11 protein-coding genes are annotated in these 13,216 nt (G+C 73.7%); 4 read left to right on the plus strand and 7 right to left on the minus strand.

Annotated elements, in window-relative coordinates; genetic code table 11:
* Positions 1-180: 180 nt before the first annotated feature.
* Genes PYR91_RS24615 through PYR91_RS24625 form a run of 3 tightly spaced genes read left to right on the plus strand, consistent with a single transcriptional unit; the run spans position 181 to position 4,969 of the window.
* Complete coding sequence (locus PYR91_RS24615) at positions 181-1,185, plus strand: MoxR family ATPase (RefSeq protein ID WP_279783249.1); 1,005 nt, start codon at positions 181-183, stop codon at positions 1,183-1,185.
* Positions 1,182-2,465, plus strand: a complete 1,284-nt coding sequence (locus PYR91_RS24620; protein WP_279783251.1) for a DUF58 domain-containing protein — start codon at positions 1,182-1,184, stop codon at positions 2,463-2,465. The genes PYR91_RS24615 and PYR91_RS24620 overlap by 4 nt, the downstream gene beginning before the upstream one ends.
* The gene (locus PYR91_RS24625; protein ID WP_279783253.1) at positions 2,462-4,969 is read left to right on the plus strand and encodes a DUF3488 and transglutaminase-like domain-containing protein; all 2,508 of its coding nucleotides are present in this window, start codon (positions 2,462-2,464) and stop codon (positions 4,967-4,969) included. Before PYR91_RS24620 ends, PYR91_RS24625 begins: the two co-directional genes overlap by 4 nt.
* 419 nt (positions 4,970-5,388) lie before the next feature.
* Here the strand turns inward: PYR91_RS24625 and PYR91_RS24630 are convergent, their stop codons facing one another.
* The 7 genes from PYR91_RS24630 to PYR91_RS24660 all read right to left on the minus strand — a co-directional run bounded on the left by PYR91_RS24630 (position 5,389) and on the right by PYR91_RS24660 (position 12,367).
* A complete protein-coding gene (locus tag PYR91_RS24630; RefSeq protein ID WP_279783256.1) occupies positions 5,389-5,793 on the minus strand; it encodes a DUF3040 domain-containing protein in 405 nt (134 codons plus the stop codon).
* 147 nt (positions 5,794-5,940) lie between these two features.
* A complete protein-coding gene (locus tag PYR91_RS24635) occupies positions 5,941-7,197 on the minus strand; it encodes a DNA polymerase IV (protein ID WP_279783258.1) in 1,257 nt (418 codons plus the stop codon).
* A gap of 342 nt (positions 7,198-7,539) precedes the next feature.
* Positions 7,540-8,301, minus strand: a complete 762-nt coding sequence (locus tag PYR91_RS24640) for a methyltransferase domain-containing protein (protein ID WP_279783260.1) — start codon at positions 8,299-8,301, stop codon at positions 7,540-7,542.
* A 387-nt stretch (positions 8,302-8,688) separates the two neighbouring features.
* On the minus strand, positions 8,689-9,099 hold the full coding sequence (gene nusB / locus PYR91_RS24645) for a transcription antitermination factor NusB (RefSeq protein WP_279783262.1): 411 nt from the start codon (positions 9,097-9,099) through the stop codon (positions 8,689-8,691).
* Between the two features lie 2 nt (positions 9,100-9,101).
* Entirely contained in the window at positions 9,102-9,662 is a 561-nt protein-coding gene (gene efp, locus PYR91_RS24650; protein ID WP_279783264.1) for an elongation factor P, read from the minus strand.
* Positions 9,663-9,713: 51 nt separating this feature from the next.
* Positions 9,714-10,763: a Xaa-Pro peptidase family protein gene (locus tag PYR91_RS24655; protein WP_279783266.1), complete on the minus strand. Its 1,050-nt coding sequence runs from the start codon at positions 10,761-10,763 to the stop codon at positions 9,714-9,716.
* A 29-nt stretch (positions 10,764-10,792) separates the two neighbouring features.
* Complete coding sequence (locus tag PYR91_RS24660) at positions 10,793-12,367, minus strand: MDR family MFS transporter (RefSeq protein WP_279783267.1); 1,575 nt, start codon at positions 12,365-12,367, stop codon at positions 10,793-10,795.
* A 104-nt stretch (positions 12,368-12,471) separates the two neighbouring features.
* On the opposite strand from PYR91_RS24660, the gene PYR91_RS24665 reads away from it, so the two are divergent.
* The gene (locus PYR91_RS24665) at positions 12,472-13,068 is read left to right on the plus strand and encodes a TetR/AcrR family transcriptional regulator (RefSeq protein WP_279783269.1); all 597 of its coding nucleotides are present in this window, start codon (positions 12,472-12,474) and stop codon (positions 13,066-13,068) included.
* The last annotated feature ends 148 nt before the right edge of the window (positions 13,069-13,216 follow it).

Here is a 13,216-nt window from a genome sequence, read left to right on the forward strand (position 1 = left end):
CCGCGGCGGCACCCGATCACGACCCGACCGCGGCACACAAGGCCTGCTCATCCGGAATGTGGCGGAAAGTCGCTCCGGAACTCGCGGCATCGTAGTGTCGGTAGACACAATGAAGAAGGAATCGCGAAGCCCCCGCGCGACCATCCCGACGCGGGGCTGCCACACCCTCATGGAGGCCCAGTGGGCATAACCCACGATGTCGAACAGGAGCTGGAGGGTCTGGTCGCCACGGCGCATCGGATCCGCGAGGCGATCGAGTCGGTGATCGAGGGCAAAGGCGACGCCGTCCGGCTCACCCTCACGGTGCTTCTGGCCGAGGGCCACCTGCTCATCGAAGACGTCCCCGGCGTCGGCAAGACCATGCTCGCCAAGGCGCTCGCGAGGTCCATCGACTGTCCGGTGCGCCGCGTGCAGTTCACCCCCGACCTGCTCCCCAGCGACATCACCGGCGTCAGCGCCTTCAACCAGCAGTCGCGGGAGTTCGAGTTCAAGCCCGGCCCGGTGTTCGCCAACATCGTGGTCGGCGACGAGATCAACCGCGCCTCCCCCAAGACCCAGTCGGCGCTGCTGGAGTGCATGGAGGAGCACCAGGTCACCGTGGACGGGCGCACGTACCACCTGGACGGCCCGTTCATGGTGATCGCGACGCAGAACCCCGTCGAGATGGAGGGCACCTATCCGCTGCCCGAGGCGCAGCGCGACCGTTTCACCGCCCGGATCGCGATGGGCTACCCCGAGCCCGCCGCCGAGCTGGAGATGCTCGACGTGCACGGCGCCTCCTCGCCGCTGGACAAGCTGCAGCCGGTCGCCACCACCGCCGAGGTGCGCGCCCTGATCGACGCCGTGCGCGCGGTGTACGTCTCCCAGGCGGTCAAGCGGTACGCCGTCGACCTGGTGACGGCCACCCGCCAGTCCCCCGACCTGCGGCTCGGCGCCTCCCCGCGCGCCACCCTGCACCTGGTGCGCGCGGCGCGCGCGCACGCCGCGCTCGCCGGGCGCGACTACGTCATCCCCGACGACCTTCAGGACCTGGCCGTCCCGGTCCTCGCGCACCGCCTGCTCCCCAGCATGGAGGCCCAGGGCATGCGCCGCCGCCCCGAAGAGGTCATGGCGGACCTGCTGCGCCGGGTCCCGGTGCCGGAGAGCCGCGAGAAGGGGGCCGGCGAGGCGGGTCCGCCCCGGTGACGGCCGGGCTCCGGGCGCTCACCTCGCGCGGGCGCTCCTTTCTCGCCTCGGGCGTCGCGGCGCTGCTGTGCGCGTTCTTCCTGGGCGAGCACGACCTGCTGCGCGTCAGCATCCTGATCATCGCGCTCCCGCTGCTGGCGGCCCTCGTGGCCGCCCGCACGCGCTACCGCCTGGCGTGCGCGAGGCGACTCGACCCGGGCAGGGTCGAGGTGGGCTCCGACAGCACGGTGACGGTGCGGCTGGAGAACGTCACCCGGCTGCCGACCGGGCTGCTGCTGATCGAGGACACCGTGCCCTACGCCGTCGGGGCCCGCCCGCGCTTCGTGCTCGACCGGGTGGAGCCGCGCGGCGTGCGGGAGATCGACTACAAGGTGCGGTCCGACCTGCGCGGCCGGTTCCCCATCGGCCCGCTGTCGGTGCGCATCACCGACCCCTTCGGGCTGGTGGAGCTCACCCGGGCGTTCACCGCGACCGACACGCTCATGGTGGTGCCCGAGGTCGTGCGGCTGCCGCACGTCCGGCTGTCCGGGGAGTGGACCGGCGGCGGCGAGAGCCGCACCGCCAGCGCCGCGGCGGCGGGCGAGGACGACATCGGCCCCCGCGAGTACCGCCAGGGCGACGACCTGCGCCGGGTGCACTGGCGCTCCACCGCCCGGTACGGCGAGCTGATGGTCCGCCGCGAGGAGCAGCAGTGGCAGAGCCGCGGCGCGCTCCTGCTGGACACGCGCAGGCACGCCCACCGCGGTGAGGGGCCGCGTTCGTCGTTCGAGGTCGCCGTCTCGGCGGCGGCGTCGATCGGCGTGCAGCTGGCCCGCGACGGTCTCGGGCTGCGCCTGGTCACCGACCAGGGCGCCCAGCACCTGGGCGACCTCGGCGGCGGGCAGTCCCTGCTCGACGCGCTCGCCGTCGTGCGGCAGAGCTCCGCGCGGACACTGGATACGGGCGTCTCGGCCCTGCGCCAGGGCGGAGGGGACGGCCTCATCGTCGCCGTGGTCGGCGAGCTGGACGCCGCGGAGGCGCACGCGCTGGCCCGGCTGCGCAACGGCGGCGTCACCGGCGTCGCCGTCGTGCTCGACGTGGCCACCTGGCAGCACGTCCCCGCCCACCACGCGGGGGGCGACGAGTCGTTCGAGACCGCCCGCGCCGTGCTGGCCGGGGCGGGGTGGCGGGTGGTGCGGCTGCCCGCCGGGACCTCGCTGGCGAGCGTCTGGCAGGAGGCCGCGCGCAACGAGCGGTTCACCGGTTCGCGATCCCCGATGACGGCAGGAGACGCCGCATGAGACTCCCGATCGCGGCCGGGCTGGCCACGGCGGCGGTGTCGCTGACCCTCTACCCCCTGTTCCACGGCGGCGTCTGGTTCTGGACGGGGCTGGGAGCGATCATCCTGGTCGCGGCCGTCTCGGTGCTGGCCGCCCGTCCGGGCGTGCCCCTGTGGCTCGCGCCGCCGGCGCAGGCCCTCGTGCTGAGCGTCTACGTGACGGCGGTGTTCGCCGGCGAGGAGGCCTGGGCCGGGCTGGTGCCCACCAAGGACTCGATGATCGCCCTGGCCGGGCTGCTGGGCGAGGGGTTCACCGACATCCAGCGGTACGCCGCGCCCGTCCCGGTCAACCCGGGGATCGCCCTGCTCACGGCGGGCGGCGTCGGGCTGATCGCGATGCTGGTCGACCTGCTGGCCGTGCGGCTGCGCCGCGCGGCGCTGGCGGGCCTGCCGCTGCTCGCGCTGTTCACGGTGCCCGCGGCGGTGATGTCCGATCCCATCGGGTGGCCGGCGTTCATCATCGCCGCGCTCGGGTACGTCGGGCTGCTCACCGCCGACGGGCGCGAGCGCGTCGGCCAGTGGGGGCGGGCCGTGCTGGTGCGCCGCGCGCGCCCGGCGGGGCCGGCCGGGGCGTCGGGCCGGTCCGACACCCTGCCGCTGTCGCTGGCGGGCAAGCGCATCGGGTTCGCGGCCATCGCCCTGGCCATCGGGATCCCCGCGCTGCTGCCCACCCTGTCCCCCAGCCCGCTGTTCGGCTTCGGCGTGGGGTCGGGGACGGGCGGGGGCGGGAACACGATCACGATCCCCAACCCGATCGCGAGCCTGCGCGGCCAGCTGAACCAGCCCGACAACGCCACGGTGCTGACCTACACCAACAACGACAACGTCCCGCGCTACATGCGCATGTACTCGCTGGACACCTTCGACGGCGAGCAGTGGACGATGTCGCAGCCGCGCGGCCGCCCCGAGAACCGGGTGGCCCTGGGCCCGCTGCCCAGCCCGCCGGGGCTGTCCGCCTCCATCCCGGTCGAGAACGTCGCGACGTCGGTCAGGGTCAGCGAGGACGTCGAGGGCCTGAGCTTCCTGCCGCTGCCGTACCCGGCGACGTCGGTGCAGGTGGAGGGCGACTGGCGTGCCGACGAGAGCACGCTCATGGTCTTCTCCACCCGTGACACGGCCGGGGGCCAGGAGTACAACGTCGCGAGCCAGGAGCCCCAGCCCACGTTCGAGACCCTGCGCGACCTGCCCGCGAACCCGTCGGAAGCGGTGGCCGAGCGCTACCTGAGCATTCCCGACAGCCTGCCCCGGCCGATCCGCGCGACGGCCGCCACGGTCGTGCAGGGCGCCGAGTCCCAGTACCTCCAGGCGGTCGCGCTGCAGGACTGGTTCACCTCCGAGGGAGGGTTCACCTACAGCCTTCAGACGCAGGGGAACGGCGTCAACGCGCTGATGGAGTTCCTGCAGAACAAGACCGGCTACTGCGAGCAGTTCGCCGCGGCCATGGCGGTGATGGCCCGGACGCTGGGCATCCCCGCCCGCGTCGCCATCGGGTACACCGGGGGAAGCCTGATCGAGGGCTCCTGGCAGATCCGCACCCACGACCTGCACGCCTGGCCGGAGCTGTACTTCGAGGGCGCGGGGTGGCTGCGCTTCGAGCCCACGCCCGCCGGCGGGTTCGGGCAGGCGACGGCGCGGGTGCCCGACTACTCCCGGGCGCCGATCTCCACCGACACCCCCGGCGGCGGGGCCACCCCGAGCGCGTCGGCCGCCCCCGACACCACCGCGGCGTCCCAGAACCCGGCCATGCGCGACCCGCGCGACCCCGACGCGGGGCTGGGCTTCGATCCGATCGTCACGGACACGGGCCTGCCCGTCCCGGCCCGGATCGGCATCGGCCTCGCCGTCGCGGCGCTGCTCGCTCTGCTCCCGGCCGCCTGGCGGGCGGCCACCCGCCGGCGGCGCCGCCACGCCTGGGCCCGCGTCCCGGCTTCCACCGGGCCGGGCGGCCCGCCGGGCGTGCCCGGCGGTGGTGCGGAAGACGCCCGGGCCGCCCTGGACGGCGAGCGGCTCGGCGCGGCGGTGGAGGCCACCTGGCGCGAGCTGGTCGACACGCTGCGCGACCTCGGCCTCGGCCACGACCCGAGCGAGACGCCGCGTGCCCTGGCCCGCAGGCTGACCGAGCGGCACGAGCTGGACGCCGAGACGGCCGCGGCCGTGGCGAGGATCGCCTCGGCCCAGGAGCGCCTGCGCTACGCCCGCACCCCCGGCCGCATCGGCTCCCTGACCGGGGACATGCGCCGGGTGGAAGGGACGCTGCGCGAGACGGTCTCCCGGGGGCGCCGCCTGCGCGCGACGCTGCTGCCGTCCTCGACGCTGCTGAGCCTGCGGGCGGCGGGCGAGAAGGTGCTCGACGGGTTCGACCGCCTGGAGAACCTCCGGATCCGGCGCCCCGGCCGGGCCGCTCCCCCGGAGCCCCCGGCGCGGCGCGCCACGGACGACCGCGTCCTCGCCGGCTCCCGCGACTGAGCCACCCCCGCGCGGCCCGCCCGTCCCGGGCCGGGCCGCGCGGGGATCTCACGGCGTCACGGCGAGGGACCGCGCACGGCCCCCTCAACGCGAGCAGGACCCCCTTCGCCGCTCACAATCGGGATCCGGCACACGTGCGCGGGCCCACGCGCGGCGGGATCGCGGGCGTCGGGAGGGCGGCGCGAGACCCTCGACGCGCCCGCCGTCGAGCGTGCGCGGCACCGGCACGGGCGCCTCGAAGATCGTCCCTCACGACACGCGCGCGCCGGACGACGACACGAAGACCACGCCCTCCGGGCGCGCGCGCCTGACGGCTACGTGAGGACGATCACGCCGCTCAGGGCGCGCACGCCGCGGGCCGCCTCCGCCCGTGAGGGCGGGGCGGCCGGTCGGGGCTCACGGCGGGGCCGCGAGGTGGGTCAGCGCTCTTCGCCTCGGCGGCGCCAGCGCTCCTCCATGCGTTCCATGAAGCTGGGACGCCGGCCGGCGCGACGCTGCTCCGGCTGGGGACCGGGGGCGGCGCCCGGCTTGGCGACGGCTTCACCCCCGAACCCGTTCATGCGCTTCCAGCTCGACAGACCCCACAGACACGCGGCCAGCATGACCACGAAGCCGCCCACACCGAGTGGGATGATCGGTGCCACGACGCCGACCATCAGCAGGACGACACCGAGGACGAAGCCGATGGAGGCTTTGACCAGGCGACGCTTGTAATGGTTGCGTGGATCACTGATCCGAACGGTATTGGCCCACTTCGGGTCCTCGGCGTAGAGGGCCTGCTCGATCTGTTCGAGCAAGCGCTGCTCGTGCTCAGAGAGCGGCACGGCGCCTCCCAAGGACAGCCCCTTGACGGGGTAGACGGCAACGGGCACCACAGGGTGTCCGGACCTCGCGGTCGGTTATCCCCAGAATACGAGGCTGTAGACGTAGGCGAAAGAAAACGTCCAACGTAGACCAAACCGGGGGTGACGTCATAGATCTATTCCATCAAACGGAGGCCGAACAAGCGAGGCCGGACGGACGGCTTCCGGGCCGAACCTCCGGGCCGCCTTGTCCATGGCCTTTTCGGCCTCCCGCCAGCCGGTTTCCCGTTCCCCCAGGCCAAGCTGGCGGGTCGCGGAGCCGGCCGGACGGAGGTTCTCGACCCTGACGCCGACCAGACGGAGGCGCACGCGCTCCAGCCCGGCGGCTCCGTAAAGTTCACGTGCTGTGGCGTAGATCTCCTTCGCGACGTCGGTCGCCTCGCGCAGGGTGCGCGATCGGGTGATCGTCGTGAAGTCGGAACGGCGGAGCTTGACGCTGACGGTGCGGCCGACGTGACCGCCGCCGCGCAACCTGGCGGCGACCCGCTCCGAGAGCCGCAGCAGCTCGCGGTGGATCTCTCCGGGGTCGTCCACGTCGTGGGAGAAGGTCTCCTCGGCGCCGATGCTCTTGTCGGGGACGTGCGGGGTTACCCGCCGCTCGTCGCGCCCCCAGGCGAGGGCGGCCAGGTGCGCGCCCACGGCCCCGAACTCGCGGCGCAGGGTCGGCACGGGCACCTGGGCCAGATCGCCCACCGTGCGGATGCCGAGCCGCACCAGAGCCTGCTCTGTACGCTCCCCAACGCCCCACAGGGCGGCGACGGGGAGCGGGTGGAGGAACTCCACCACCCCGTCGGCCGGGATCACCAGGAGGCCGTCTGGCTTGCACTCGCGGGAGGCGAGCTTGGCGACGAACTTGCTGCCGGCCACGCCGACCGAGCAGGTGATGCCGTGGCGCTCGGCGACCTGGGCGCGGATGAGCGCGCCGATCTCGGCGGGGGTGCCCAGCCGGCGCAGGGCGCCGCCGACGTCGAGGAACGCCTCGTCGGAGGCGATCGGCTCCACCTCGGGGGTGATGGTCTGGAAGATCTCCATCACGCCCTTGGAGACCTCGGCGTACTTTCGGTGGTCGGGCGGGATGACCACGGCCTGCGGGCACAGGCGGCGGGCGCGGGTCATGGGCATCGCCGAGTGGACGCCGAAGCCGCGGGCCTCGTAGGTGGCGCTGAGCACCACTCCCCTGGCGCCCGCGGCGCCGATGATCACGGGGGTGCCCTTCAGCTCGGGCCGGTCGAGAAGCTCGACGCTCGCGTAGAAGGCGTCCATGTCGACGTGCAGGATCGGGCACCCGGTGTCATCGGCCAGCGGCGCCCGCGCCCGGCGGCCACCAGGACCCGGCTCCGAGCGCAGCACCTGCTTTCGCGACACCAGCCGATCCTACCCCGAACATCCGTTCTATCAGCGAGGACGGGGGCCCCGAGTTCCGGCGAACCCCCGAGCCCACCACTCCCCGGCGCCTCCACGGCCCGCTCCCCACCTCGCCTCCAGGGCCCGGCGCAGCCCTGAGAACAGCCCGCCACAAGCTATGACACTTCCGGCAAGCCGCACTCGCCCGTAGGCCGTACAACGGCGCGACGGGAGACGCGTGACGGTGATCCTCTTCGGCGACGTCGCCGAAGAGGATCACCGGTGACCGTGGAAGCGGGTGGCGTGCGACCGGGCCGCCGGGGACACGGTGGCGGCACGGCCGGGGCGTCCTGTGGAGCCGGGTCAGCGGTGGCCGAGGACGTGGAGCTGGGTCGCGATGTCACGCAGGACGGGGTGGCCGGCGGCGGCCTGTTCCAGGGCGACCAGAGCGCGGGCGGCGCCCGGTTCGCCGTCGAGCAGGCGGCCGGGGATGAGGTCGGCGAAGATGCGGACGCCCCTGGCCTCGCCGGGGGTGAACCCGGCGCCGGACAGCAGTTCGGCGAGCGCGCCGCCGCTGAACCGCCGGGGGGTCGGATCCTGCTGACCCCACCGGCCCGCGGGGTCGGTCAGGGCCTGGCGGGCCTCGTCGAAGTGCCCGGTCAGCGAGCGGTGGATCGCCGTGGCGACGGGGTTGGCGGCGAGCACGCTGATCACCCCGCCCTTCCTCAGCAGCCCGGCCACGGCGGCGAGCGCGCCGGCGGGGTCCTCGACGTACTCCAGGACGCTGTGGCACAGCACGAGGTCGGCGCTGCCGGGCTCCAGCAGGTCGCGCAGGTCGGCGGCGTCGCCCTGGAGGCCCTTGACGGCCACCCCCGCGTCGGCGGCGCGCCGTTCGAGGGCGGCCAGCGAGTCGGGGCTGGGGTCCACGACGGTCACCGTGTGGCCCAGCTCGGCGAGCGGCACGGCGAACCCGCCGGTGCCGCCTCCGGCGTCCACGATGTCGAGCCGGTCGCGCCCGGTCGCGGAGGTCTGGCCGGCCAGGGCCGACCGGAGAGCGTCCCAGACCACGGCGGTGCGCACCGCCGGTGAAGTGGCCGCCTGGCGTGGCCCGCCTTCGCTGCGCAACGTCAGCCTCCTCGGGGGATGTCGGTCGAGCCCAGCCTACGCGCAAAGGCCGCCGCACACCCGATCACCCTCGACCCGCCGCCCGGCCCCCGGCGAGGCACCCCGGAGAACGGCCGTCCACCGTCGACGGCGCCGGCATCACCGCCCCACGTCCCACCGCCGCGGCGCCGGAGGGTGCAGGCCGGTGATCGCGGTCACTGCCCACCGAGCCGGAACAGAACGCACCCCGGCCGAGCCGTTGCGGGCGGCGGACACGTTGCCGCGTACCGAGGAGCCGGCACAGACCCCACCCCGGCGGAGCCGTTGCGGGGGCTCCGCCCGGGGTGGCGGACGGGTGGGGCGGGGGCTCGGGGCGGAGGCGGTGCGGGGTCCGCCTGGGGCGGGGGGTCAGAGGGCCAGGGAGGGCTTCAGGTGCTTGAAGCGGGCCAGGAGGCCGTTGACGAACTGGGGGGACTCGTCGGTGGACAGCTCGGAGGCCAGGTGGACCCACTCGCTGATGACCACGGCCTCCGGGACGTCGGCCACCCACAGCAGCTCGTAGGTGCCGGCGCGCAGGAGGTTGCGGTCGACGGCGGGCATGCGGTCGAGGGTCCAGCCCTCGGAGTAGGTGGAGATCAGCTCGTCGATGCGCGTGCGGTGACGGTCGACGCCCTCGACCAGCATCGTGGTGTACTCGTTGACGGGCGGTTCGGCCCGCTCGACCCGCTCAGCGAGGACGTCGCGCGGTGACTCGGTGCGCAGTTCGGCCTCGAAGAGGATGTCCAGGGCTCGCCTGCGTGCTTTTCCCCGAGCGGACACCGTCAGGCCCGGCCGAGGTACTCGCCGGTGCGGGTGTCGACCTTGATCTTCTCGCCGGTCGTGATGAAGAGCGGCACCTTGACCTCGGCGCCGGTCTCCAGGGTGGCGGGCTTGGTGCCGCCGGTGGAGCGGTCGCCCTGCAGGCCGGGCTCGGTCTGGGAGATGGTGAGCTCGACGGCGGCGGGCAGCTCGACGTACAGGACGTTGCCCTCGTTGACCGCGACGGTCGCCAGCCCGTTCTCGAGCAGGTAGTTGGCGGTGTCTCCGACGGTCTTCCTGGGGACGTTCAGCATGTCGTAGGTCTCGGTGTCCATGAACACGAAGTCCTCGCCGTCCATGTACGAGTACTGCATCTCGCGCCTGTCGACGTTCGCCACCTCGACCTTGACGCCGGCGTTGAAGGTCTTGTCGACGACCTTCCCCGACAGCACGTTCTTCAGCTTGGTGCGGACGAACGCGCCCCCCTTGCCGGGCTTGACGTGCTGGAACTCCACCACCGCCCACAGCTCGCCACCCTCGAGCTTGAGCACCAGGCCGGTCTTGAGGTCATTGGTCGTCGCCACTCGTGTTCTCCTGCGTCGTCGTCGTCGCGCTCGCTGGCCGCCGTCCGGTGTTCACAGGACCAGCAGCTCTCTTGTCGTGCGGGTGAGGAGTTCCGGGCCGCCCGCTCGCGTCACGAGGGTGTCCTCGATCCGGACGCCGCCCCTGCCGGGGAGGTACACCCCCGGCTCGACGGTGATCGGAACCCGATCGTCAAGTCTACCGGCACCCGTGGGGCGCAGGAACGGATCCTCGTGTATCTCCAGGCCGACGCCGTGCCCCAGGCCGTGGCCGAAATGCTCGCCGTGCCCGGCATCCCTGATGAGGTCCCGCGCGGCGGCGTCGACCTCGCCGGGACCGGCGCCGGGCGACAGGGCACGCCGCCCGGCCCGCTGCGCCTCGCGCACCAGGTCGTACAGCTCGCGCTGCCACCCGGACACCGCGCCCACGGCGACCGTGCGGGTCATGTCGGCGTGGTAGCCGTCGTGGCGGGCGCCGAAGTCCATGGTCACCAGGTCGCCGCGCTCGATCGGGCGGTCGGACGGCGTGTGGTGCGGCACCGAGCCGTTGGGCCCGCTCGCCACGATCGACTCGAAGGCGAGCCCTTCGGCGCCGAGCTCCATCATGCGCGACTCCAGCGCCCGGGCGACCTGCCTCTCGGTCATGCCGGGCGCGAGGGTGGCGACGACGTCGGCGAAGGCGCGGTCGGTCAGGTCGCAGGCGACGCGCAGCGCGTCGATCTCGGCCTCGTCCTTGACCACGCGCAGCCCCTCCACGAGCCGGTCGAGCGGTGTCAGGGCGCCGCCGAGCTCCATGTAGCGGGCGACGGACATGTCGTGCGCCTCGATGCCCGGCCGCGCGGCCATCGCCGCCAGCGCGCCGGCGACGTCGCGCTGCTCGACCAGCTCGACGCCGGGGCAGGCGGCGCGGGCCGTCTCGATGTAGCGGAAGTCGGTCGCCAGCACGGCCGAGCCGTCCTCGCGCACCAGGACGGCGGCGTTCGAGCTGGACAGGCCGGTCAGGTATCGCACGTTGACGCCCCGGGTGACCAGGATGGCGTCGACGTCGTGCTCGCCCAGCAGCGCCGCGAGGCGGGCGCGCCGGGATCGGTGGACTCCGCTCATGCCACGACTGTACGGCGTGCCGCGCCCGGTCAGGCGGGGTCGTCGGCGGCGGGCGCGGGCCTGGCGGAGCGCAGCGGCAGCTCGCGCAGGAACAGCACCGCGAGGAAGCCGAGCACGGCCGCCGGGACGCAGGCCAGGAAGACGGTCCGCATGGCCTCGGCGAACGCCTGGACGACGATGTGGCGCAGCTCCGGGGGCAGGGCGTGGATGGCCTCGGGCGTGCCGAGCGGGATCTCGCCCGGCGGCGCGGCGGTGTGCGCGGCGGCCAGCATGCGGGCCATCTCGTCGCGCACCCGGTTGGTCAGGACGGCGCCGAGCGCGGCCACGCCCACGGCGCCGCCCAGGCTGCGGAAGAAGGTGACCCCGGAGGTGGTGACCGCCATGTCGCGGGGCGGCGCGGCGTTCTGCGCGGCGAGGATCAGGATCTGCATGCTCATGCCGAGCCCGAGGCCCAGCACGGCGAGCCCGGCGCCGATGACCCAGCGCTCGGAGTCGGCGTGCAGCTGCGACAGCAGGGCCATGCCGGTCCCGACGAGCAGCATGCCGGCGGCCGGGAACGCCTTCCACCTGCCGGTGCGGGTGACGACCCGTCCCGCGCCGATCGAGGCGACCAGCAGGCTGAGCACCAGGGGCAGCGTCATCAGGCCGGACACCGCCGGGCTCATGCCCTTGACGATCTGGAGGTACTGCGGCAGGTAGATCATGACGCCGAAGATCGAGACGCCGACCAGCAGCGACGCGGCGGCGGCCGCCACGAAGGTACGGTCGCCGAACAGCCGGGGCGGCAGGATCGGGTCGGCGGCGCGGCGCTCGGCCATGACCGACAGCACGAACAGCAGCGCCGCGACGGCGCCGAGTCCGTAGGACCACGGGGAGTTCCACGCGAACTGGTGGCCGCCGAGGGAGAGCAGGAGCATCAGCGCGGAGGCTCCGCCGGTGACGGTGAACGCCCCCCACCAGTCGACGCGCGCGTCGCGTTTCTGGTGGTCGAGCCGCAGCACCCGCTGGACGACCAGGAAGGCGGCCACCGCGAGCGGCACGCACACGTAGAAGCACCAGCGCCAGCCCAGCCAGGGGGTGTCGACCAGGACGCCGCCGAGCAGCGGCCCGGTGACCGTGGACACCCCGAAGACGGCGCCGATGTAGCCGGAGTAGCGGCCGCGCTCCCTCGGCTGCACGATGTCGCCGAGGATGACCTGCGTCAGCGCCGCGAGGCCGCCGGTGCCGAGGCCCTGCACGGCGCGGGCGGCGATCAGCATGCCCATGTTCGCCGAGAGCCCGGCGACGAGGGAGGCCCCGACGAACAGCCAGAGGGCGAGCTGGAACATGCGCTTGCGGCCGAACAGGTCGGACAGCCGGCCCCACAGCGGGGTGGACGCCGTCATGGTCAGCAGGGTGGCCGCGGCGACCCAGGAGAGCTGGTCCTGTGCGCCGAACTCCCCGACGATCGTGGGCAGGGCGGTGCCGACCACCGAGGTGGAGATCATGGAGGTCAGCAGGGCGAGCATCAGCCCGGAGAGGATCTTCAGGATCTCGCGGTGGGAGTAGGCGCGACGGACGGCGTCCTCGTCGCGTGCCGGTGGCAGGGCGCCCCGCACCGTCACCAGCGGCCTCCCCGATCTTCCGACCTTCCTCGCATTTGTAGTAGACGCCCGTTTACATGTCAAACAACTACAGTGCGCATATAGGCGGAAAGGGGAGTGGCCAGGTGTCCGGCGAGTCGACGCAGGTACGAGATCGCGAGGCCACGAGCGGCCGCATCCTGGCCGCCGCCCGCACCCTGTTCGCCGAGCACGGCTACGAGCGGGTGACCGTCCGGATGATCGCGTCCGAGGCAGGCGCCAACGTCGCTCTGATCAACCGGTACTTCGAGTCGAAGGCGCGGCTGTTCGCGCACGTCCTGGTCGGCGAGTCGGCGATGCGGTCGGTGATCGAGGGCGACCCCGAGGGGCTGCCGCGGCGGCTGGCGGCGCACATGGCCCACCGGCTGAGCGCGGGCGCCTCCGACCCCATCGTGCGGGTGATCGACCGCGCCGGCACCAGCCCCGAGATCAGGGCGGTGCTGCGCGACCGGGTGGAGTCGGCCCTGACGGAACCGCTGCGCCGGCACCTGCCCGGCCCGAACGCCAGGGAGCGGGCGATGCTCGCGACCTCGATCATCCTCGGCGGCGGGTCGCTGCGCCGGGTGCTCGGGCCGGAGTCGCTGCGCGAGGCCGACCCGGGCTTCCTGGAGGAGCGGCTCACCGCCATCTTCACCGCCTGCCTGGCCGGCCCCGCCGACGGCGCCAGGACCCCGGCTCCCTGACGGCGGCTCCCTGACGACACGTTCGGCGCACCCGCCGGGCAAGGCCGGGACGCCGGCTCCCCCGACCTCCGAGCCGCCCGGCATGCTCGGCGTACCCGCCGGGCAGGGCCGGCTCCGCGACCTTCCCGATTCTCCCGACCCGCCGTAC

The sequence above is a fragment of the Sphaerisporangium sp. TRM90804 genome (assembly GCF_029846175.1).
GTDB lineage: Bacteria > Actinomycetota > Actinomycetes > Streptosporangiales > Streptosporangiaceae > Sphaerisporangium.

Bases quoted from the DNA above. Each gene is read 5' to 3' on its own strand.
- PYR91_RS24625 (WP_279783253.1), top strand. From the start codon at position 2,462: ATGAGACTCCCGATCGCGGCCGGGCTGGCCACGGCGGCGGTGTCGCTG.
- PYR91_RS24655 (WP_279783266.1), bottom strand. From the start codon at position 10,763: ATGAGCGGAGTCCACCGATCCCGGCGCGCCCGCCTCGCGGCGCTGCTG.